Source organism: Catonella sp., from assembly GCF_052173895.1.
Lineage (GTDB): Bacteria > Bacillota > Clostridia > Lachnospirales > Lachnospiraceae > Catonella.
The window spans coordinates 1-22,981 of sequence record NZ_JBQMXS010000005.1 but is presented as its reverse complement, the minus strand read 5'-3'; the positions used below and the strand labels follow the sequence as shown (position 1 = coordinate 22,981).

Annotated in this window: 25 protein-coding genes; 2 read left to right on the top strand and 23 right to left on the bottom strand. The window is 35.4% G+C overall.

The features are described 5' to 3' along the window. The 19 genes from sufC to scfA all read right to left on the bottom strand — a co-directional run bounded on the left by sufC (position 1) and on the right by scfA (position 15,947). Entirely contained in the window at positions 1-750 is a 750-nt protein-coding gene (gene sufC, locus ACTTG8_RS02050; RefSeq protein ID WP_442560458.1) for a Fe-S cluster assembly ATPase SufC, read from the bottom strand. Positions 751-968: 218 nt separating this feature from the next. Continuing rightward, positions 969-1,376, bottom strand: a complete 408-nt coding sequence (locus tag ACTTG8_RS02045) for a type II toxin-antitoxin system HicB family antitoxin (protein ID WP_442560457.1) — start codon at positions 1,374-1,376, stop codon at positions 969-971. Position 1,377: 1 nt separating this feature from the next. Further along, positions 1,378-1,551 (bottom strand): type II toxin-antitoxin system HicA family toxin, encoded by a 174-nt coding sequence (locus tag ACTTG8_RS02040; RefSeq protein WP_442560456.1) that lies wholly within the window; start codon positions 1,549-1,551, stop codon positions 1,378-1,380. Between the two features lie 51 nt (positions 1,552-1,602). Continuing rightward, a complete protein-coding gene (gene rsmI, locus ACTTG8_RS02035) occupies positions 1,603-2,448 on the bottom strand; it encodes a 16S rRNA (cytidine(1402)-2'-O)-methyltransferase (protein WP_442560455.1) in 846 nt (281 codons plus the stop codon). An 11-nt stretch (positions 2,449-2,459) separates the two neighbouring features. Further along, a complete protein-coding gene (locus ACTTG8_RS02030; RefSeq protein WP_442560454.1) occupies positions 2,460-3,194 on the bottom strand; it encodes a tRNA1(Val) (adenine(37)-N6)-methyltransferase in 735 nt (244 codons plus the stop codon). Between the two features lie 10 nt (positions 3,195-3,204). Continuing rightward, the gene (locus ACTTG8_RS02025) at positions 3,205-4,110 is read right to left on the bottom strand and encodes a PSP1 domain-containing protein (RefSeq protein ID WP_442560453.1); all 906 of its coding nucleotides are present in this window, start codon (positions 4,108-4,110) and stop codon (positions 3,205-3,207) included. A 21-nt stretch (positions 4,111-4,131) separates the two neighbouring features. Further along, on the bottom strand, positions 4,132-5,109 hold the full coding sequence (locus ACTTG8_RS02020; protein ID WP_442560452.1) for a DNA polymerase III subunit: 978 nt from the start codon (positions 5,107-5,109) through the stop codon (positions 4,132-4,134). A gap of 14 nt (positions 5,110-5,123) precedes the next feature. Then, positions 5,124-5,564, bottom strand: a complete 441-nt coding sequence (locus ACTTG8_RS02015; protein WP_442560451.1) for a YaaR family protein — start codon at positions 5,562-5,564, stop codon at positions 5,124-5,126. A gap of 1 nt (position 5,565) precedes the next feature. Beyond that, entirely contained in the window at positions 5,566-6,129 is a 564-nt protein-coding gene (locus ACTTG8_RS02010; RefSeq protein ID WP_442560450.1) for a guanylate kinase, read from the bottom strand. Then, on the bottom strand, positions 6,101-7,573 hold the full coding sequence (locus ACTTG8_RS02005; protein WP_442560449.1) for an aminotransferase class I/II-fold pyridoxal phosphate-dependent enzyme: 1,473 nt from the start codon (positions 7,571-7,573) through the stop codon (positions 6,101-6,103). The genes ACTTG8_RS02010 and ACTTG8_RS02005 overlap by 29 nt, the downstream gene beginning before the upstream one ends. Before the next feature lie 52 nt (positions 7,574-7,625). Then, positions 7,626-8,114, bottom strand: coding sequence for a hypothetical protein (locus tag ACTTG8_RS02000; protein WP_442560448.1), 489 nt, complete (start codon positions 8,112-8,114; stop codon positions 7,626-7,628). A gap of 10 nt (positions 8,115-8,124) precedes the next feature. Then, positions 8,125-9,522 carry an MATE family efflux transporter gene (locus ACTTG8_RS01995; protein WP_442560447.1) on the bottom strand — a complete coding sequence of 466 codons (1,398 nt, stop codon included), beginning with the start codon at positions 9,520-9,522 and terminating at the stop codon, positions 8,125-8,127. Beyond that, positions 9,512-10,135, bottom strand: a complete 624-nt coding sequence (locus tag ACTTG8_RS01990) for a sugar transferase (protein ID WP_442560446.1) — start codon at positions 10,133-10,135, stop codon at positions 9,512-9,514. The genes ACTTG8_RS01995 and ACTTG8_RS01990 overlap by 11 nt, the downstream gene beginning before the upstream one ends. A gap of 18 nt (positions 10,136-10,153) precedes the next feature. Further along, entirely contained in the window at positions 10,154-10,894 is a 741-nt protein-coding gene (locus ACTTG8_RS01985) for an NYN domain-containing protein (RefSeq protein ID WP_442560445.1), read from the bottom strand. Between the two features lie 12 nt (positions 10,895-10,906). Further along, entirely contained in the window at positions 10,907-11,716 is an 810-nt protein-coding gene (locus tag ACTTG8_RS01980) for a PfkB family carbohydrate kinase (protein ID WP_442560444.1), read from the bottom strand. Positions 11,717-11,780: 64 nt separating this feature from the next. Then, positions 11,781-11,963, bottom strand: coding sequence for a DUF6472 family protein (locus ACTTG8_RS01975; RefSeq protein ID WP_442560443.1), 183 nt, complete (start codon positions 11,961-11,963; stop codon positions 11,781-11,783). A gap of 69 nt (positions 11,964-12,032) precedes the next feature. Beyond that, the gene (gene secD / locus ACTTG8_RS01970; protein WP_442560442.1) at positions 12,033-14,234 is read right to left on the bottom strand and encodes a protein translocase subunit SecD; all 2,202 of its coding nucleotides are present in this window, start codon (positions 14,232-14,234) and stop codon (positions 12,033-12,035) included. 60 nt (positions 14,235-14,294) lie between these two features. Beyond that, positions 14,295-15,722 (bottom strand): thioether cross-link-forming SCIFF peptide maturase, encoded by a 1,428-nt coding sequence (scfB, locus tag ACTTG8_RS01965; protein ID WP_442560441.1) that lies wholly within the window; start codon positions 15,720-15,722, stop codon positions 14,295-14,297. 84 nt (positions 15,723-15,806) lie between these two features. Beyond that, positions 15,807-15,947, bottom strand: coding sequence for a six-cysteine ranthipeptide SCIFF (scfA, locus tag ACTTG8_RS01960; protein WP_023353408.1), 141 nt, complete (start codon positions 15,945-15,947; stop codon positions 15,807-15,809). Positions 15,948-16,166: 219 nt separating this feature from the next. Between scfA and ACTTG8_RS01955 the strand changes: the two genes are divergently transcribed. After that, positions 16,167-17,051, top strand: coding sequence for a PHP domain-containing protein (locus tag ACTTG8_RS01955; protein WP_442560440.1), 885 nt, complete (start codon positions 16,167-16,169; stop codon positions 17,049-17,051). On the opposite strand, the gene ACTTG8_RS01950 is transcribed toward ACTTG8_RS01955, so the two are convergent. The 4 genes from ACTTG8_RS01950 to ACTTG8_RS01935 form a co-directional block, all read right to left on the bottom strand. Continuing rightward, positions 16,997-17,881, bottom strand: coding sequence for a bifunctional 5,10-methylenetetrahydrofolate dehydrogenase/5,10-methenyltetrahydrofolate cyclohydrolase (locus ACTTG8_RS01950; RefSeq protein ID WP_442560439.1), 885 nt, complete (start codon positions 17,879-17,881; stop codon positions 16,997-16,999). The two genes, ACTTG8_RS01955 and ACTTG8_RS01950, sit on opposite strands and share 55 nt — an antisense overlap. Before the next feature lie 59 nt (positions 17,882-17,940). Next, the gene (gene guaB / locus ACTTG8_RS01945) at positions 17,941-19,395 is read right to left on the bottom strand and encodes an IMP dehydrogenase (protein ID WP_442560438.1); all 1,455 of its coding nucleotides are present in this window, start codon (positions 19,393-19,395) and stop codon (positions 17,941-17,943) included. 296 nt (positions 19,396-19,691) lie between these two features. Further along, positions 19,692-20,888 carry a toxic anion resistance protein gene (locus ACTTG8_RS01940; RefSeq protein WP_442560437.1) on the bottom strand — a complete coding sequence of 399 codons (1,197 nt, stop codon included), beginning with the start codon at positions 20,886-20,888 and terminating at the stop codon, positions 19,692-19,694. 50 nt (positions 20,889-20,938) lie between these two features. After that, a complete protein-coding gene (locus ACTTG8_RS01935; protein WP_442560436.1) occupies positions 20,939-22,210 on the bottom strand; it encodes a 5-bromo-4-chloroindolyl phosphate hydrolysis family protein in 1,272 nt (423 codons plus the stop codon). 169 nt (positions 22,211-22,379) lie between these two features. Between ACTTG8_RS01935 and ACTTG8_RS01930 the strand changes: the two genes are divergently transcribed. Beyond that, positions 22,380-22,981 (top strand): ECF transporter S component (locus ACTTG8_RS01930; RefSeq protein WP_442560435.1); only part of this gene is annotated, 602 nt, incomplete at its 3' end.

Genomic DNA, 22,981 nt, shown 5'->3' with positions numbered 1-22,981 from the left:
TTACTCTCCTACATTCTCAAATCTTGCAAATCCGTTGTTATTAATCTCTTCAACAAGGTCCGGACCGGCTGTTTCTACAAGTTTACCCTTGACCATAATATGTGTATAATCTACCTTAAGTGCCTCCAAAATTCTTGTACTGTGCGTTATAATTAAAAGTGCTCCATCTCTATTTTTTTGATACGCCTCTATTCCATGGCTTACCGTCCTAACTGCATCCACATCAAGCCCTGAATCGGTCTCATCTAAAATTGCCAGCTTAGGACGTAGCATAAGCATCTGTAAAATTTCAGATTTTTTCTTCTCACCACCTGAAAATCCTACATTTAAATCTCTTGTAAGGTAGGATTCATCCATCTGCAAGATTTCCATAGCCTCTTTTAAGTCTTTCTTAAACTGCATAATTTTAAGTGGTTTACCTGTAATCTGCCTTATTGCATTCCTCAAAAAACTTTCCAGCGAAATACCTGCTATTTCATAAGGACTTTGGAACGAAAGAAACATTCCCTTCTTCGCTCTAACATCTGCTCCATCCTCTACAATACTTTCACCCTCAAGTAAGATATCTCCCGATTTTATCTCATACTCAGGATTTCCCATTAATGTAAATCCCAGTGTAGACTTGCCTGCACCGTTTGGTCCCATAAGGACATGAGTCTCCCCTGTACCTATTGAAAAATCAATATTTTTAAGTATTTCTGTATCATCTATTGCTACTGATAAATTTTTAACTTTTAATAATTCTGACATAACTTCCTCCCGATTCATAATTTGCACTTTTAATTCCTACTAATTTAGTACGAATTCAATTTCTATATTATAACCGTTGTGAAAGAAAGTTTCAATAAGTTAGAAATAACTAATATAGCCATTTTTTAATTTTTTTATTTTGTTTCAGAATTTATACAATTTTTTATATTTAAAATATAAAAATCGCCCTCCAATATTATTAGAGAGCGAATGAAATATTATTTGCTAACTGCCATAGTTGATATTGTATCAATTAAAACCTTAGAAAAATCAATTCCCAATCTTATCCCCAAGTCATTAGCCCACTTAGGAATATTTAGAGTTTTTATAACCAATGTTTTATCCCGAATATATTTTTCTACATCAACGACAATCATAGTTACAAAACCATCTTCACATTCAAGATTATTTATTGGACTAGGTTTTGGAATAATTTCGCCTTTTTCAATCATATCAGCAAGTGTCATACCAAGAACCTCTTCTGCCATCTTCATTCCACAAACAATGTCATCTTCATCTATGCAAGTATAAACTCCATCTATATCCTTGCACTCTATAAAATATCCTCCATCTTCCTCATGATGAAACAAGAATGGAAAAGCCATATTAAGATTTTTTTCATACATATCATAACCTCCCATATAATCCTGCATCTTTTAATATCCTTTGTTCCAATCCCTTTTTTAAATCTTTATTACTATGCACCGGAACTGTAATCCTTTTTCCATTTTTAAATAGCTGGCAATGTGAACCTTCCTGCCTTTCTATTTTCCATCCATTTTGTTTTAATAGTTTAAGCATTTCTTTACCTGTAATCGGTATTTATCAGCCTCCCCATATTTTACTTTTTCTCTATCTATGTGTCAACAACATCTTATATACCTCTCTTTTAGGTATGCCCCTGTCAAGTGCCACCGCTTTCATAGCCTCCTTTTTATCCATTCCCTTATCAAGATATATCTTCATATGCTCATTTATATCCATTTCCTTAAATGATTCTTCTTTTTCCTTTTTTATGTCTTCCATCTTCTTACCTTCTATTACAAGTACAAACTCACCACGAGGCTCATTTTCCCCATAATATGCGAGAGCATCTTCTAAGGTAGTTAAAAAAACATTTTCATGAAGTTTTGTTAATTCTTTAACAACTGTAAGCCTTCTATTGCCAAGTGCCGATAAAAGCTCTGAAATAGTCTTTTTCAGCCTGTGCGGAGCTTCATATATAATTAGAGTTCTTGTTTCCGTTTTAAGCTCTTCTAAAATAGCAGATTTTTCCTTTTTATCTGTCGGCAAAAAAGCCTCAAAGGCAAAGCGCCTTGTAGATAGTCCTGATAATGTAAGCGCTGTAACACAGGCAACTGCTCCCGGAAGAGAAGTCACCTCAATTCCTGCCTCATAACACTGTCTTACAAGCTCCTCTCCGGGGTCTGATATTCCCGGAGTACCTGCATCCGTTATAAGGGCAATATTTTCTCCATTTAGCATCCTAGCTACCAAAACTTTGGCCTTATCATATTTATTAAATTCATGATAACTGGTAAGTGGAGTTTTAATTTCAAAATGATTGAGAAGTTTAATAGAATTTCTGGTATCTTCAGCTGCTATCACATCTACTTCTTTAAGAGTTCTCACTACCCTAAAAGTAATATCTTCCAGATTACCAATGGGGGTAGCACATAAATACAACTTTCCGACCATAAGTCTCCTTTCTAATATCTATAATCTCTCATCATTTCTTCGGTATATTTACCGGAGTCATCATATACAATCAGTGGTTTTTCAACTTTTAATCTTGGCTTTCCATATTTTACAGCCTCAATAAGAACCATATTAGGCTCTTTATCTTTACTTGGATATACAAGTCTCATTCTTTTTGGCTCAAGACTATATTTTTTAAGGCTTTCAAAAATCTCCGGCAGCCTAAATGGTCTATGTACCATAAAAAACTTTCCATTTGCCTTTAATAAATATCCTGCTGCCTTAACTACATCCTCCAAATTACAAAGTATCTCATGCCTTGCTATCTGTTTGGGAGCATCGGGATTTACAATGCCATGCTCATTTATCATATAAGGTGGATTAGAAGTTACAATATCAAAACTCTGTTTATCAAATAGCCTACTTACATCTTTTATGTCACCATTAATTATATCAATATTAGTGATTTTATTACCCTCTATACTTCTTCTTGCCATATCGGCACTTTCTTCTTGAATTTCAAGACCTGTGAAATGCTCTCCATCTGTCTTAGCCCATAAAAGTAAAGGCAAAATACCTGTACCTGTACCTAAGTCTATAACCTTATTCCCTTTTTTAGCATAAGCAAAGCCTGATAAAAGCACTGCATCCATTCCAAAGCAGAACTTATCAGGCGATTGTATAATATGGAGTCCGCTTATTTCAAGATCATCAAGCCTTTCTTTCTCTTTAAGCTCAAATTCCATTTTGCATCCTTTAATCTAAATGTGACTTCCTTTCAGCTCTTTCAAGTGCCTCTAAAGCCTTAATTTCATAAGATTCATGTTCTCTATCATTTTTTCTTTTCTTAGGTTTAAACTTTAATTCTTCAGCCTTATACTCTTTTATTTCCTTAACACCACTTTCATTTTCAACAATCACCTTTACAAGCTGTTTTAATGCACTTATAGAACTAACTTCTCCCTTAAATCCCTCTGCAGTTTCTACGATATCTCCAATATCAGGAAGAGTTGAGTTAAGGTATTCATAAGCTGCCTCTTCATTTTTAAGACAGCACATAAGCCTTCCACATGCACCTGAGATTTTACTTGGATTAAGCGAAAAATTCTGATCCTTAGCCATTTTTATTGAAACCGGTATAAACTCAGATAAAAATGTATGACAACATATTGGCCTTCCACAGATGCCTACTCCACCCTTCATCTTAGCCTCATCTCTTACCCCAATCTGTCTAAGTTCTATCCTTGTTTTAAATATAAAGGCAAGGTCTTTTACAAGTTCTCTAAAATCTATCCTTCCTTCAGCTGTAAAATAAAACATTATCTTGTTATTATCAAAGGTATATTCACAGGCTATCAGTTTCATAGCTAACTCATGCTGCTTTATTTTTTCAAGACAGGTTACGTAAGCATCAGCCTCTTTTTCCTTATTCTTCCTATCTATTTCATCATCTTCAGGAGTTGCTATTCTTATAACCTCTTTTAACGGCTGAATAATCTTATCTTCTTCTATTTCTTTTCTGCCTATTACTACAAGTCCGTATTCGACCCCTCTTGCAGTTTCCACTATTACATGCATTCCTACACTTATATCAAGATCTTCAGGATCAAAAAAATAAATTTTTCCTGCCCTCTTAAATCTTACACCAATTACTGTTACCATATTTCTCCAATCTATCTAAATTCATTTATCCTTCATGTACATAAACATAAGTTCTATTGCTGTATCAAATTTTACATTTGCATCCAAACGCTTTTTAGTCTTTTCCATACTTTCAATAGCCCTCTCTATAGAACCATAACTTCTCGTAGCTATCTGTTCATGCAAATACTTGTCTTCCTCCTTAAAAAGAAGTCTATTAACATCTTTGGTTGCCTTCAATACTAATAAATCTCTAAACCAAAGTATCATAAGTTCAATACAGTCCTTTATTTCCTTCTTATAGCCTTCCAAGTGAATGATGTTGGTTACTTCTTCAGTTACACTTTCTTTATCCAAATTTTTTAAAATATTTACAACTACATTTTTCATTTCAAGAAAATCTTCATCACAAGCATACCTTACTGCCCTTCCTACATTACCTGCTGAAAACTTTGCAGCCATATCTGCCACATAATCGACAATTTGATAATTTTCTATAAGATAATCCTTTATCTTATTTACTTCAATAGGCTTTATATCAAGAGTAATACACCTTGATTTTATAGTAGGTAAAAGCCTGTCTTTATTTGAAGAAAGCAAGATTATTATAACATATTCAGGTGGCTCTTCAATAGTCTTAAGCAAGGCATTTTGAGCCTGCTCATTCATCCTCTCTGCCTCTTTTACTATATAAATTTTATACTTGCCATAAGGAAAAATATCACTTGTTCCAACTATTTTAGAGCGTATCTCATCCACACTTATGCCTGTAGACTTATCCGGCTCAACATATATTATATCAGGACTGTTACCATTATCAACCTGTTTACATACAAGCTGCTTTTCTTCCTCAGAAGTCTTACCACAACATAATATCATTTTTGCAAACTCCTTAGCTAAAAAGAGCTTTCCCATCCCTTTTTCACCTTCAAATATGTAAGCATGAGAAAATTCTTCCTTATCGGCAGCAGTCCTCATATATTCTACAAGGTCTTCCCGTCCTAAAATATCAGTATTCATTTCCATCTCCTGTATTAAGTTAAAATATCCAGCAAAAGTCCCTGAATCTCATCAATTTTTCCAAGTATGCCTATAGCATCCTTTTCATCTTTTACAAGTTCTCCTGCCAGTTCATCAAGTTCTTTATCTATCACCCTTATTATACCATAAACCCTGTGTCTTCCTCTCCTGTCCAGATAATTCTCCCTTGAAAACTCATGGCTGCGAGTCAGCACCTCATTCAAAAATTCTTTTATAAGACCACGATAATGTTTCATATCCCTTATGTCCATGTGTTTTTTCAGTTTCTTACCTTCCATAGTTATAGAATTCATCATTGCCGTAAGTCTTTCAGCTAAAGAATTATCTTCTATATTTTTTATAAGAGTAAACTTAAACTGCCCATCATCTGCCTTATCAGTCTTTTCTACTATTGTAGTCTTAGGCACTATAAGAGGATTTATCTTTATATCCATATCAATTTTCCTTTATAAAATCACTTATTCTGTCAGTGCAAAAATCTAATTCTTCATTTTGAAACCTATGCTCTTCATTTACTCCCAGTTCATTAAGATTTTTCTCGCTAAAGTCTTCATTGTCAGCTAAAAATCTCCTACATACTTCAGCAATATTGGGCTTTGCCTGCTTTTCTTCTCGCCTTATAGCCCTTTTTAATAATTCCACATCTGAAACTTCTATATAAATAGGTTTGACCCTATCTTTTCCAAAATACCTCCTAAGATTATCAAAACCTGCCAATGTATTGATACAAATATAATCTCCACTTGTCAAATCCATTGTACCATCATCTACTGTAAAATAATACCAAAGTCCATCAATAGTCTGAAAACATCTCTCTTCTATTACCTTATCCAATTCTCTTAATTTCTTAAGTTCATCCTCAGTTACAAAATGATATTCAATACCTTCAGTTTCATTCTTTCTCATAGGACGGGTTGTATAAGGAATAAGTTTTTTTAAATCTAACCTCTCCAACAATTTTCTATATATACTATCCTTCCCAGTGGCACTCTTGCCCATTAACACAAACAAAAATCCCATTACCGTCACATCCTCCATAAATCTCTATACCGGTGGATACTGCTATTTTTATTTTTGCTACAGTATCCTTATCAATAACTTCCCCCGGCACTAATATCGGAATGCCCGGTGGATAAAAATATACATAATCTGCTGCGATTAATCCTACTGACTCATCTAATTTAACCTTTAACTTACCATATCTTAATGAACTTTGTACTGCTACAGAGGGTAACAGTTTCATTTTTGGCAAAAAACTAAAAGCCTCATCCCTTAAAGTATAATCAAATTTTGCCTCATTATCAAGTTTAAAGAATGTTTCATCTCTATCTAAATCAAAAAGTGCCTTAGACAATCTTTCAAAAGCCTCATCCGTATCAAAAATGCTTGTCATTGCAACTACATAGTCTTTTGACTTCATTTCCATAACAAGATGATATTTTTCATATAAATAATAATAAAGTCTTGCACCCAAATTCATACCTGCACTTATAACTAACTTACCATTATCATAGTCAAAAGAATTAGGTGGAATATAAAGTCTTATATTTTTTAATAGAACCATATCAACCCTAAATTTAATAAGTCTCTTCTTATATGATGAAAACAACTCCTCTTTATGCTCTCTAATAAGCATAAGGCTATTTTCCATTCCTGCAAGGAAGATATATGAAGGGCTTGAAGTTTCAAGAATATTGAACTGCCTCCGTATTCTCTTTATTAATTCTTCATCATCTATACAAATATGTAAAATAGCTGTTTGAGTAAATGAAGGCAGGGTTTTATGCAGGCTCTGTACCACAAAGTCTGCATAAAACCTAACTGCAGTTTCAGGAAAATATTTGTCAAATCCAAAATGTGCTCCATGTGCCTCATCTACCATAAAATAAACACCGTACTTATGACAGATTTCTGCAATTTGCTTAATATCAGAAACAACTCCCTCATAAGTAGGAGAAGTAATAACTACCATTTTAATAGATGTATGAGATTTCAATGCATCTTCTATCTCTTGTGGCTGAAGACTTAAATACATACCATATTCATCTATCTTCCCCTCAAGATAATGAGGCACAAGTTCATATAGTTCCACTCCATGATAAACTGACTTATGACAGTTCCTTGCCATAAGAACCTCATCTCTCCTGTCTAAAAGTCCCAGTACAGCTAAGATTGCCCCTGTACTTCCATTTACAGAAAATACACTTTCCTTTGCTCCATAAAGACCGGCAGCAAGAGCCTCAGCTTTTTTAATAATCCCGTCCGGATTATGGAGATTGTCAAAATTATCAATTTCTGTTATGTCTATATCAAACGGATAAAGTCCTTCCTGCCAAAGTCCATATTTTTTTATCATTTCATAATTCCGTTTATGTCCGGGCATATGAAATGGATAATAGTCACTATTTTTGTGTTTTATAAGGTTGTTATATATATTATTCATTCTTCTTTCCCATATGCAAAAGACCGAAAGTTTTGCCTTTCGGTCTTTTATTCTACATAGCCTTTCCTACCTTCCTCCTCTCTACGTCCTTCCTCGCAAGGTAAAGAGCATCTGAGGCAGCAAAATCATCAAAAATTCCCCAGCCATAGGAAGAGGTATTTTCTGTAACTGTAGTATTTTCTTTTTTATTTACATTAACATATTCTATAGTTGTATCCTTCATGTCTTTTTTTACATCTAATTGCTTTTCAGTAAATTTTGAAACCTTCTTTTTTTCAACTTGCTCGTTATATCCTGTAAAGGCAGGTTTAAGCATTTCATCTCTTGTAGGCCTTTTATTTGCCGTCTGACCTGCCTCCCCAAATGCCTTCACCGACTTTCCCTGATTATTACTCTGCAAAACTGTATTATAATCATTATTTGTCTTTGGAACCACATTTTGAGCCACTTGTTTGCCTATATTCGTTGTACTTTTTCTCCCCTTACCCCTCTGCCCTGCAATCATCATAATAATAAACACAACTACTGCTATAATCTCCATACTATCCTCCTTAATAAGCCAGCTTATTTAGCCAAATTCCTTTTTTTACCATAAAATAACCAATCACACATTTTATAAGACTTACAAGCTGTACAAATAGAAATACCTTTACTATATTCAATGTCGTAAAATGAACTAAAATATATGCTGTAGGCACTGATACAATACACATAAACACACTGTCAAACAAAAATGTAATAAATGTTTTTCCACCTGAACGGATTGTAAAATAACAGCAGGTTTCAAAGGCATATATCGGCATACAGGCTGCCACCACCCTAATAAATGAAGTAGCCAATCCTTTTATCTCATCCGTTGTATTGTATATCATAGGGAAAAATGGTGCAAGTATTATAAGTAGTAGACCTGTAATTAAACATAAAATTTCAGTAAAAAATATAAGTTTTACCGAATACTCTTTTGCCTCTTCCATCTCTCCTGCACCAAGCCTTCTACCTAGGATTATTGAAATCGCACTTCCCATAGCTATTATGCCTACATTAAAAAGATTAGCTATAATCTGTGAAATATTCAACGCTCCGACAACAGCAAGACCTCTTACAGAATAATTTTGAAGAAGTGCTGCCACTCCCATCGACCAAAGAGTTTCATTTAATATAAGTGGCGTTCCCTTAGTAGCCATGTCCTTTGCAAGAGAGATAGGTATTCTAAAGTTCTTAAATGCACCTTTTATAAAAGGCTGTCTATTGCTATGTGTATGTGTCCATATTACCACCACTGCCATTTCTACATATCGTGCTATTACCGTGGCTATGGCTGCACCGGCAACTCCAAGAGCAGGCACTCCAAATTTACCATAAATAAGTACATAGTTTAGGGAAAGATTGACACAGACTGAAACTATCCCTGCTTTCATCGGTATTATAGTTTCTTCCACACACCTTAGAGTATCTCCATAAGCCTGCGATATAGCAAACGGAGGAAGACCGATAAGCATATACGAAAGATAAATTTTAGCCTGCCTATGAGTCTCTTCTATTGCCTCTTCTGCTCCTGATTCTCCTTGAAGATAGAGTCTTATAAGTTCATCCCCAAAACAATAAAACACTGCTATACTTAGCGTAGCTATAATAGAAATTACTATCAACTTATATCTGAAAGTATAACGGATTCCTTCTATATTTCTTGCTCCATGAAACTGTGCTGTAAATATACCTGCTCCGGCAACTCCTCCGAATATGCAGAGTGCAAAAACCATAATTAACTGGTTCACTATAGCTACTCCACTCATTTCATTAGTTCCTACCCTGCCTACCATTATATTGTCAATCATACTTACAAAATTGGTTATACCATTCTGTACCATAATCGGCATGGCAATTGCCAATATCATTGTATAAAAGCTGCGTTTCCCTATAAGTTTTTGTTTTATATTATTAAAGTTCATTATTCTCCTTAGCCTGCCCCATAAATTCTTCCATTGTGGCAGACGTTTCACTACTTATTCCATCACGTTTTATTACTTTTAGAGCTGTTTTACATATAATTTTAAAATCCATTAAAAAGCTTAAATTATCTACATATTCTACATCGTAGCAAAACTTCTCTTCCCAACTTATAGCATTTCTTCCGTTTACCTGAGCAAGCCCTGTAAGTCCCGGACGAACTTCATGCCTTCTTGCCTGAGTTTTATTATATCTGGTTAAATATTTCACAAGCAAAGGTCTTGGACCTACTATCGCCATATCACCTTTAAAAATATTGATAAGCTCCGGCAGTTCATCAAGCGAGGTATTTCTGATAAATTTTCCATAAGAAGTCAGTCTTACTTCGTCAGGCAGTAAATTTCCCTCAGCATCTCGCTTATTATTCATACTCTTAAACTTTATCAGCTTAAATATCTTGCCATTCTTACCCGGTCTTTCTTGAGTAAAAAACGGATTTCCTCTCATCTTGATCATGCCTGTTAATATGAGAATAATAAGTAAAGGAGACAATAGTAGTATAGCAATAATGGATAGGGCAAAATCAAATATCCTCTTAAAACAATTCCTATACATACTATTTACCTCCAAATTTTATTTACATCTGTATGCAATAATAAGCACTGTACCCTTGCCTTGATATTTCTTAATCTCATATCTGTCAGGAAAAGCCTCAATCAGTTTAGGCAGTTTAAGATAGCCGAAAGTACGCACATCAAAGTCAGGACGCACACGCTTAATAAACTGTCCTGCCGAACTTACATTTACAAAACCCTCATCGTCTTGGTATTTATCCGATGCTATTTTTAAAAGATTATGTATTTTTTCTATATCATAGTCTTCTAAAGGTACTGCCTCTTCTTCATCCTCTTCACCAACAGGCAGTTTGAACTCGTTAGCTCTTCCAAGATTCTCAAGAAAGATGAATTCATCACAACTATTCCTAAAAGCCTCAGGAGTTTTCTTTTCTCCCACTCCAATTACATAAACACCTGATTCATGTAAGTTAATTGCAAGCGGAGTATAGTCACTATCACTTGCAACTATCACAAAACAGTCATATATCCCCTTGTGCAACAGATTCATCGTATCTATAACAAGCGCCATATCTGTAGCATTTTTACCATTTACATAGTCAAACTGTTGTTCAGCCTTAATAGCAAGCCTCTTTAACTCCTTTTCCCAGTTCTTTAATACCTCCTTACGCCAGTTGCCATAGGCTCTTTTCACTACTATTCTTCCATGAGTAGAAATCTCACCTATAACATCCTCCAGCTTTCCTATTTGGGTATTATCTGCATCAATAAGCATAACTATTCTCTGTAAATTTTCCATAAATAGTCTCCTCTATAATTCCTTCAGTATCCCCTCAAAGTAAAGTTCCTCATAATCTCCTGCCATACTTAATAGTACCGCCCTGCTTGTAAGTTCCATTGCGTCTTTGACGGAATCCTCAAAGCCCCTCCCTTTAAGAAGACCGTCAAGTAGAACTGCCGCATACACATCACCTGTACCACTATAATTCCTGTTTATCCTTCCAGTCTCATACTGGTAAATATCTCCCTTATTATCTATCGCCATTACCATCATTTTATTATCTACCACTTCAATTCCTGTAATAATAACGTGCTTTCGATATTTTCCATAAAGAATGATTAAAAGTTCTATAATTTCTGTACGCACATAAGGTCCCTTATGATAAGGCTTTTCAGCTAACATAAAGGCCTCTGTAATATTAGGTGTAAGATAGTCACAATATTTTATAAATTCCCTCATAGCTTTGGGATAATCCTCTGGCAGCTTACTGTAAAGTCTTCCATTTTCTGCCATAGCAGGGTCTAAAACAACTAACTTCTGCTCCTTTTTCTCCAAAAAAGTCTTAAGAACTTCAATCTGTTTTTTCCCAAAAGCATACCCTATGAGAATTCCATCATAATCTATATTAAGTGACTCCCAAGAATTTAGTATTCCTTTCATCCCACCTGCAAAATCTAAGAAAGCTATATCCTTACTTATTCCTGTGTGTGCAGAAAATATTGCAGTTGGAAGTATAGATACCTCATAGCCTGCAACTGATAATATAGGAAATGCTACAGTTGTAGAACACTTTCCAAAGCAAGAAATATCTTCTGCCAATAAAACTCTCTTTTGTCTCATATCAATCCCCCAAAAATGTAATAACGATTTAATCAATCCTACCACAAATAAAACAGTTTTACAATTACATCTGATGCCTGACTATCTTATACTCATCTCCTGACCTGTAATATGGACATTCCCTATATTTGTTTGACATTACCCTATAAAAATCATCCTCGTCCATGTCCTGTACACAGACATAGCCCTCCTCATCTTCATCATATACATAATTATTACACTCCTCACATACATAACCTGTCTGCATAATACCTCCAATTTTTAAAAGTGGTGCAAGTCTTAACCTGCACCACTATAACAATAATTATTTTACTTTTTACTTCTCAACCTTCTTTTTCACCAAAAAATACCAAAGAGTACCTGTAATACAGATTGAAGAATAAGCACCACAGATAAGACCTACTATAATAGGAAGAGAAAATTCTCTTACTGAACTTACACCCATAACGAAGAGCACTGTTACCATTATAAGTGTAGTAACTGTAGTATTGATACTTCTTGAAAATGTCTGAGTAATTGATTTATCTACTATCTCAGCTACAGTTTCACCTCTTCTTTGTTCTGCCATATTCTCTCTAATACGGTCAAAGATGATGATGGTTGCATTTATAGAATAACCAACTATGGTAAGCATACAAGCTATGAAAGTATTTCCCACATTAAGCCTTACAAGTGCATAGAGAGTAGCTACTACAAGCACATCATGGATAAGAGCTAAAACTGCACTGGTACCAAAAGCAAGATTTCTAAATCTGATTATTATGTAAATAAGCATACATATTGTAGCCGCTATAACAGACATAAGGGCAGAACGTTTCATCTCGCCACTTACCGCACCTGAAATATTATCATTTTTTATATTATCTTTAGAAACCTTATATTCAGTTACAAATCCCTCACGTAACTTTGTTCTCTCATCATCATTAAGTGACTTTGTCTTGATTACAACTGCATCTTCTCCAACAATCTGGGTAACATCAACATTTGATGATGGAACTATTTTATTAACAAAATTTCTAATCTCATCATTGCCCGGAACCTTACCGCTATCAAAAACTACTTCCGTAGAAGTACCACCTGAAAACTCAAGAGCATAATCAAATGCACCCTTTCCACTTGCAGCATTAAATATCATACTACCAATACCAATGCCAATAACCACAAGAGAAATTATATATGCCTTTGGTGCAAATTTAAGGAAAGGCTTATTCGCTTTATCTACCTTAGTACCATAGTATTTCTCAGAATCAAATCCTAAGTCATATAAAGAATACAGCAAAAACTTAGTTATAAATAATGCCGTAAACATTGAAATAATTATACCAAGTGCCAATGTATAAGCAAATCCTTTGATTGTACCTGTTCCAAAGATACCAAGTACTATTGCCGCAATAATAGTAGTTACATTACCGTCAACAATGGCTGAAAGAGCCTTTTTGAAACCATTTCCTATTGAAGAACGAACTGATTTGCCAAGTCCGATTTCCTCTTTAATACGAGTAAAAATAATTACATTTGCATCTACTGCCATACCTATAGAAAGTACAATACCTGCAATACCCGGCAAAGTAAGTGTAATCTGTAAGAGTTGCAAGAGTACAAGCTCAATAGTGATGTAGGCAATAAGTGCCAAACTTGATGCAAGACCAGGTACTTTATACATAATTATCATAAATAAAAATACTATGATAAAACCTATAAGTCCTGCCAAGAGTGAAGTTTCAAGAGCTGTATCTCCAAGCTTTGCTCCCACAACACTGGAACGAACTTCTTTAAGCTCAAGTGGAAGTGCTCCAACTCTTATTATAGAGGCAAGCCTCTCAGCCTCTTCCATAGAATCCTGTCCTGAAATTTGTGCCTTACCATCTGAAATAACACTCTGTACTACAGGGGCAGAAATAATATTACCATCATATACAATTGCTATCTGTTTCTTAAGGTTTTCCTCTGTTGCCTTAGCAAACTTATTAGCACCCTTTGCATTAAGCTCAAGCTCAACTATATACTGGATTCCAACTCCTGCCTCGCCCTTTATGCTCTGTGCTCTTGCTGTAGCTATATCCGCACCATCTACTGCTATTTTCTTCTCTTTAGCAAGTTCTTCGATGCTCTTATTAAACTTGTACTTCCCATCTTTAAAACTAATATTACCCTCAACAGGAATGAATTGAAGTGCACCTGCTGAACCAAGCTGCTTAAGCACTGCATCTGCATCCTTAACATCAGGAATATCTACAACAACTCTGTTTAAACCTTCCTGATACACTTCAGACTCTGTACTGAAAATCTCTGCACGAAGTCTCATTTTCTCAATAGTATCAGCCATCTCAGTAGCTGTAGGTTTTGCTTTTACAGTCTCATAAGTAATACTTACTCCACCTGCCAAGTCAAGTCCCCTCTTAATACTCCCAGCACTTCCTGCCTTATTGCCAAATGCTCCTAAGGCAACGGCTGCTAAAAGTGCTATAACTATAACATAGCTAAATATCTTAGCCATGCCTCGCTTTTTACTGTTCATTGTAAAATTCACCTTTCTTTAGCTCTTTATTTTTCAGGAGAAAATCTCCACGAAATCTTGTTATAAGTTCGGACAGACCTCTTCATTATATGTTTCTTCTGCAACCTTAATCATAATCGCACATTCTATACGCTTTCTTTGAAGTTCACATCCTATCTCGTATACATCATCTATATTACCACTGAACTTAAATGAGTTAGCAGCACATCCTCCACTACAGTAATACCTTGCAAAGCAGTCTCTACATTTTGGCTTTTCATAGACATTCTGATGTTTAAATCCTTCCTGCAAGTCTGTCTTTGTAATACCCTCATATACATTCCCTATAACAAAGCCTTCTTCTCCAACAAACTGATGACAAGGATAAATATCTCCCCAAGGAGTGATAGCTACATACTCTGTACCCGAGCCACACCCTGAAAGTCTTTTGGCTACACAAGGTCCTCCTGCAAGGTCTATCATAAAGTGAAAGAAAGTAAATCCTCTTCCATCTCTCCTACGCTTGATATATTCTTTTGCAAGAAGGTCGTATTGCTCCTTAAGCAACGGAATATCCTCTTCTCTTATTGCATAAGGCTCCGAAGGCAGGGAAACTACAGGCTCTAAAGATATTTCCTTAAATCCCTCATCCACAAGGTGAAGTACATCTTGTGCAAAATCAAGATTATTTCTGGTATAAGTACCTCTTACATAGTATTCTTTATTTCCACGCTTGGCAGCAAAGTCTTTAAGCTTTGGAATAATGATATCGTAACTGCTCTTATTGCCACCTCTTGTAGGACGCATATAATCATGTACACATTTACGCCCATCTATACTAAGCACAACATTTGTCATTTCTCTGTTACAGAAATCAATTATTTCATCATTTAATAACATTCCATTGGTTGTAAGGGTAAAACGAAAATTTTTATCATGAATTTTCTCAAGTTCCCGTCCATAAGCAACCAGCTTTTTAACCGTATTCCAATTCATGAGAGGCTCACCACCAAAAAAATCCACCTCAAGATTTTTTCTATGACCTGAATTTTTAATGAGGAAGTCAAAGGCAGCCTTACCTACCTCATAACTCATCATTCCTCTGTCGCCCTGATACTCACCTTCTCCTGCAAAGCAGTAACGACAGGCAAGGTTACAGTCATGCGCTATGTTAAGGCAAAGTGCCTTAACTACCGTATTTCTATGTTTAAAATCTTTCACATATTTTTCATAAATATCTTCTGTAAAAAGCTGTCCATCTTCCTGTAACTCTTTGATTTCTGAAATTATATCATTAAAATCTTCTTCTGTCACAGAAATATTTTTATATTTTGCAAGTATTTCTTCTTTTATGATAGCAAGTGCCTCTGTTTCATTTTCCTTTTTTTCAATAATCTTCTCATTGAATAAAGCTATACAGTCATAAGCCGCCTCATCAACTACATGCACTGAGCCACTATTTACATCTAATATTATATTATATCCGTTACTCTGAAACTGATGAATCAAATTATTGGTTCCTTTCTACGAAAGATAAGCAGCGACTAAAGCCGCTGCTTAAACTCTGACTTTTTAGTAAAGGCAGGAATTAGTTTACCTAGCCTCACAGCTCTGGTTACCTACTGTACAAGATGTCTTACAAGCTGACTGACATGATGTCTTACATTCTCCACAGCCACCCTTTTTCATAGACTCTTTAAGATTTCTTGTAGTTAAGCTCTTAATATGCTTCATACACTATTCTCCTTACCTTTATATTTCTTTATTTCACAAGATTTAATAATTATATCACATTTTTATTAATATTTAAAGACTGTAAAATTATTTTTTATTTGATGTTAATCCTAAGTATTTTTGTAAATACTTAGGATTATCGCAGACTTGTAATAATTGGTATAAAGTCTTATAATTATAGATAACATAAACCATCTAATACAATACAGAAAGGAACATATGAAAAATATAGACTTACATGTACATTCAAGTTTCTCTGACGGTTCAGAAACTACCGAAACTCTTGTTCAGCTCGCTATAGCGGCAAATCTTTCTGCCTTTGCCCTTACTGACCATGATACTACTGATGGTTATAAATCTTTGTATGAGGCTGCAAAGAGGCATAATATCGGACTTCCAAGTAGTGAGCAATTAGAAGTACTACCCGGAGTAGAGATTTCAGCAGCCTACAAAAATAAAGACATCCATATTTTAGGGCTCCTTATCGACCCTAACAATACAGATTTTAACGCCCTATTAAAATCTGCAGAAAAAGAAAGAATATCTAGAAATATCAAAATGATTGATAATTTAAAACAAAAGGCAGGCCTTGACATATCCTATGATGAAATAGTTGCCTTATCTCCTAATTCAATCATAACAAGGGCACATTTTGGAAAATACCTTGTAGACAAAAAAATAGTAAATGATTACCCTTCAGCTTTTGAGAAATACTTAGGAGATGACACCCCTTACTATGTAGCAAGAAATTTTACAAGTCCAAAAGAGGCAATTGAGGGCATAATAAGAGCCGGCGGAGTACCTGTTCTTGCCCATCCTATAATATACAGACTTCCGGTTCCTGAACTTGAACGCCTTGTTGATACCCTCATAAGTTATGGACTTAGAGGCATAGAAACCATTTATTCAAGCCACTCTAAGCAAGATGAAAATTATGTAAGAGAACTTGCTAAACGAAAAGGACTTATAATTACTGGTGGCTCTGATTTCCATGGAAGACCAAAGCCAGCTATCAACATAGGTATCGGAAGAGGAAATTTAAATATTCCTTATGAAATCCTTGAAGATTTAAGAGCAGAGCAGCGTAAACTTTCTGCCTCATAAGCCATAATTACCTGTTTTGCAAGCACCGAGGTCGTAACAGCTCCTACCCCTCCCGGAACAGGGGTGCAGGCTGCTGCTACGGCTTCTATATCATTTATATCTACATCACCACAAAGCTTTCCATCTTCATCTAAATTAATTCCCACATCCACTACAACCGTTCCATCAGCAACATAAGCTCTGTCGATAAGTTTAGCCTTACCACAGGATGCAACAAGAATTTCTGCATTTTTAGCCGTATTTTTCACATCTTCCGTCAAACTGTGGCAAACAGTTACAGTAGCATCATGGCTTATAAAAAGCAATGCAAGTGGTCTGCCGACCACATTACTTCTTCCGATTATAGTAACCCTTTTTCCACTAATTTCAATTCCTGAAAATTTCAACATCTCTACAACTCCAGCCGCAGTACAGGGTGCAAAAGAGTTTTTCTCTCCTATCATTATTCTTCCTAAATTTGTAGGACTGATAGCATCAACATCCTTAGCAGGATTTATTGTATGGATTAACATATCTTCATCAAGATGCTTGGGAAGTGGTCTTAGTATAAGTATACCATCTACATTATCGTCATTATTTATTCTATTGAATTCTGTGTAGAATACTTCTTTGGATACATCTTCATTAAAATGCATCTCTTCATGCAATATCCCTATCATTTCCATTCGCTTTACCGCACCTCTTTGATACGATAGGTCATCAGGTTTTTCACCGACTCTTATTATTACAAGTTTTGGCAGCCTTTTACCACTTATCCTAAATTCTTCTACTTTATTTTTAAGTCCTTCAGTAATATGCCCTGCCACTTCTTTTCCACTTATTATCTTCATTATTTTCCCTCAAAAAAACCCACAGTGAAATTCACTGCAGGTCATAATATATTTATATTTTAAAAATCTGATGAATAGTTAGGAGCTTCTTTAGTTATATGAATATCATGTGGATGACTCTCTTTGAGAGAGGCTGCTGAAATCTTAACAAATCTTCCTGTTTCCTGTAAGGTTTTAATACTGTCTGCTCCGCAATATCCCATACCTGAACGAATACCGCCTACAAGCTGGAATATTGTATCTTCAACCATTCCCTTGTAAGCAACTCTTCCTTCTACACCCTCAGGAACCAACTTCTTAGCATCTGACTGAAAATATCTATCTTTGCTACCGTTTTCCATAGCAGCTATTGAGCCCATTCCACGATAAACCTTATATTTTCTTCCCTGATAAAGTTCAAACTCTCCCGGACTTTCATCACAGCCTGCAAAGATTGAACCCATCATACATACATCTCCACCTGCCGCAAGAGCCTTAACCATATCTCCTGAATACTGAATACCTCCATCAGCAATTACAGGTATACCATATTTTTTAGCAACATCATATACATTCATTATAGCTGTAATCTGAGGCACTCCAATACCTGCTACTACTCTGGTAGTGCAGATTGAACCTGGTCCTATTCCTACCTTAAGAGAGTCTGCACCTGCTTCAATAAGATCTTTTGCCGCCTCTCCTGTTGCTATATTTCCTGCTATTATATCAAGTTCAGGGAAAGCATCTTTAACCATCCTTACACATTTAATTACATTTGCAGAATGTCCATGTGCAGAGTCAATTACAATAGCATCTACCTTAGCTTTCACAAGTGCTTCAACTCTCTCTAAAATATTAGCTGTAACACCAACTCCTGCTGCACATAAAAGCCTATCTTTAGAATCTTTTGCAGAATCTGGATATTTAATCTGCTTTTCTATATCCTTGATGGTTATAAGCCCCTTAAGATTACCCTCAGCATCTACAATAGGAAGTTTTTCTTTTCTAGCTGATGCAAGAATATTTTTAGCCTCAGCTAAAGTAATTCCCTCTCTTGCTGTAACAAGCCCCTCGCTTGTCATTGACTCTTTTATCTTCTTTGAAAAATCGGTTTCAAACTTAAGATCTCTGTTTGTAATTATACCTACCAACTTTTTATCTTCAGTAATAGGCACTCCTGAAATCCTATATTTTGCCATTACATTATTGGCATCTTCTAAAGTATGCTCAGGCGAAAGAAAAAACGGATCTGTAATAACACCATTTTCTGATCTCTTAACCTTATCAACTTCCTCCGCTTGACGCTCTATGGACATATTTTTATGTATGACTCCAATACCTCCATGTCTTGCCATAGCAATAGCCATCCTGCTCTCTGTAACTGTATCCATTCCTGCACTCATCATAGGAATTTTCAACTTTATTTTTTTTGTAAGCATAGTTTCAAGGTTAACCTGATTTGGAATAACCTCTGAGTAAGATGGTACTAAGAGTACATCATCAAAAGTAATTCCATCGCCAATAATCTGTCCCATTTTTTCCTCGCTTTCCTTTATTTATTAGTTTTTTCTATAAATATTCATACTTTCACAAAAGTATTTCCGATTAGTATAATATCTGTAAAAACTACTGTCAAGAAGATTAAAAAATAATTTATTTTAATTGTAACTATTCAGCCATTTCCCTGATAATGACTAGTGAGTTTGCGAGTTTATTCGCAAAACGAGCTAGTTATTATCAGGGGAAATGAGCCACATAGTGGCTCGCCCCTCCCATACGAGCGTGACACGAAGTGTCTGCGAGTATGGGAGGGAAGGCTGAATAGTTACTTTTAATTACTCTGAGATAATGATAGCACCTTATTCTTAAGCTCTGCCTCTATCCTTGCCATCTCAACCTCTGCAGCAGCCCTCTTTTCTCTACCGTCTTTCTGTATTTGCATAACCTCATCAAAAGTCTTTATAAGAGTCTCATTAGTCTTTGTAAGAGTCTCTATATCCACTATTCCTCTTTCAGACTCTTTAGCAACTTCTACTGATGCCTGATGCAACATTTCTGAATTCTTTGCAAGAAGTTTATTGGTCATATCGTTCACTGCCCTCTCAGCCTTTGCAGCCTGCCCTGCGTGTTCTATTCCAAGAGCTAAAGCCATCTGAGTCTTCCAAAGAGGTATGGTATTTACGAGAGTAGACTGTATCTTCTCGCTCATTACTATATCATTTTCCTGTACTATCCTTATCTGAGGAGCAGTCTGCATCGCTACTGTCCTTGTAAGTTCAAGGTCGTAGAGTTTCTTTTCAAATCTTGTACACTGAGCATCAAGATCTCTTGCAGCCTGTGCATCTTCCGGCTTTCCACTTGCCTCAGCTTTTGCAACAAGCTCCTTTAGCTCCACATTTCTTACCTCATAAAGCCTCTTTTTACCTGCAATTATATACATTGTCAGCTCTTTAAAATGTGCAAGATTTAATTCATACATTTTATCAAGCATAGCTGTATCTTTCATCAAAGTCACCTGATGAGTTTCAAGAGCATCCATAATTTTTCCTATATTTACTTCAGCCTTATCATACTTCGTCTTAAGCATCTGCAGCTTATTCCCCTGTTTCTTAAAGAAACCAAAGAATCCCTTATCCTCTTCCTCATCAAAACCTTTAAGTTCTATAACAACATCAGACAAAAGCTTTCCAACTTCTCCCATATCTTTAGTTTTCACATTCTCAATAGCTTTTTCTGAAAAGGCAGCCATCTTTTTCTGTGCTCCTGAACCATACTGCAAAACTATATTTGAATCTCTAATATCTATCTGCTTAACAAAGGCATCTACCTGTTTCTTTTCTGATTCTGAAAGCATACTGTCATCCACCCCAATAGGATTTTCAGTCTTTTCTACCACTATCTCATTCTTTACCGTAGCAGGCTCTAAATTAAGAATCGGCTCCGGTTCTGCCTCCAAAGTAAGTGTAGGTGCAACTACTTCCTTTGCAGAAAGAGTAAGTTCCGGCATTAAATTTTCATTTTCGTTCATAATCTTCTCCTTATATTGTTAATATGTTCAGAGTCATGAAATCTCTTAAACTACAAAGTCAGCTTGATTCCATCCTCATTATTTCCGGAACCACCTCCTGAGTTTTCATTGTTAAAATCATTACCTCTAAGTCCTTCTCTTTTAAGCATCGCATTTAAAACAGATACATCACTTGATATATCCCAAGCTGTATCTTTATATAAATCGTCAAGGAGTTTATTAAATGCATCATTTAGGCTGTCGAGTACATTTTCAATTTCTCTCTTAGATTTATCTATATTATCAGCCCTAACCTGCTGCTCATCCATTTCTGCGTATGCTGTAAGAAGTTTTATTGTCATAGGGAGATAATACTTCATAAGCTGTTTTATATCGTCTGCACTGCTTGGATGTTCTTCAACCCTCCTAAGTATCCTGCCGGCGAGGTCTTCTATCTTAAATATTTTGTCTGACACCTCAACTCCGGGTATCCTGTCATTTAAATGACTAATCTGTGCAAGATATTTTTTCCCTTGATTAAGGACTTCCTTAACTTCTGCCTCTATTTCAACCTTTTTTGTATTCTCTTCTTTAAACTTGCCAAGCTCTTCTGCTATTCTCTGCCTTTCTTCAAACTCCAACTGAGTCTTTTGATATAAAGCATAGGTTTCATTGGTAGAAATAAATGTTGTTTCATTTTTATCTATATGTCCCTCCTTAAACCATCTCTTCCTGATCATTTTCTTCAAGCGTTTAAGTGTTGTTTTCTTAGATTCTCCGGTTTCATGCATAAATTCTTCTATCTTTGCAAAAGATTTACTGTCTGAAACAGCAAGTACTTTTTGATAATTCTTAAATATAAGTCTTTCTTTCAAAGTCTTAACGCCATTTAAGAATAGCAGTAACGAAGGTATAAAAAGTGGCGAAACGACTACACCTCCCAAAAAATCACCTTCAGCTACCAGAGCTAAAATACCTATTCCTAAGGAAAAAGTAAAAAATCCACCAACAATAGCATATGCCATACCCTTTCCAAAAAGTTGATTATCTGAAATATATAATTTTTTATCAGAAGACACAATTTCACTTTTATCGACAGGTCTTCTTATCCTGTCCTGATAATTTTTATTTATTTCAACTGTATTTCCACCAAGATTTGTTTTAACTGTCTTATTTTTAGCCTCCTTTAACCCCTTATTAATAGCATCTTCAAAAGTATAGACAGCCTTTCTTATAATATCGTTTACATCATTGCCAAGTGAATTATAATTTCCTGAATCAATAGCCTTCTGAATAACATCATCAATTCCTCCACCAAATTCATCCCATTTATTACTACTCATATCTCTCTCCTGACATAATCTTATCGTTTCTCTTTAGGGTAAAACTCCTGTTATCATTATAAAGATTTTTCATCTTTACTTCAAGAGGTTTTTGTGTTATTCTTCCTACTAGCGATGTATCCCTCTAAGTAAATACTTAAATTCATAGGGAATATCAGCAGGAGGAAAAATGAATACGATGAACACCAAAACTGGACGCTTAGTCGGAATGGGCATACTCATTGCCCTTGTAATTGTCTTACAGACCTTTGCAAGTGGTTTTAAAATTGCTAATTTCGCACCACCACTCTCTCTAATTCCTATTATTATAGGTGCTATTCTCTTTGGAGAACTCTGTGGAGCAATGCTTGGACTTATATTTGGAATAGTGGTTGTAGTGGCAGTTCTCTCAGGGGCAGAGCCTTTCAGTACGCTTATGCTTAACCATAACCCTGTGATGACTGTACTTATTTGTTTATTTAAAGGGGCAGCAGCCGGATATTTATCAGGAGTGGCTTATAAGCTGCTTTCAAGCAAAAACAATTTATGTGCTTTAATTATCTCATCAATAATTACACCTATTGTAAATACCGGAATCTTCACAATAGGAATGCTCACTGTATTTTATAAACTTGTCAACGATACGGCAGTTTCTGCAGGAGCAAATAATACTATAACATTTTTCTTTACAGTGTTTATAGGAATCAACTTTCTTATCGAAGTAATATTTGTAGCAGTACTTGTACCTGCTATTTCTAATATTATATCTATAATTAAAAAGAAAAATAAGTA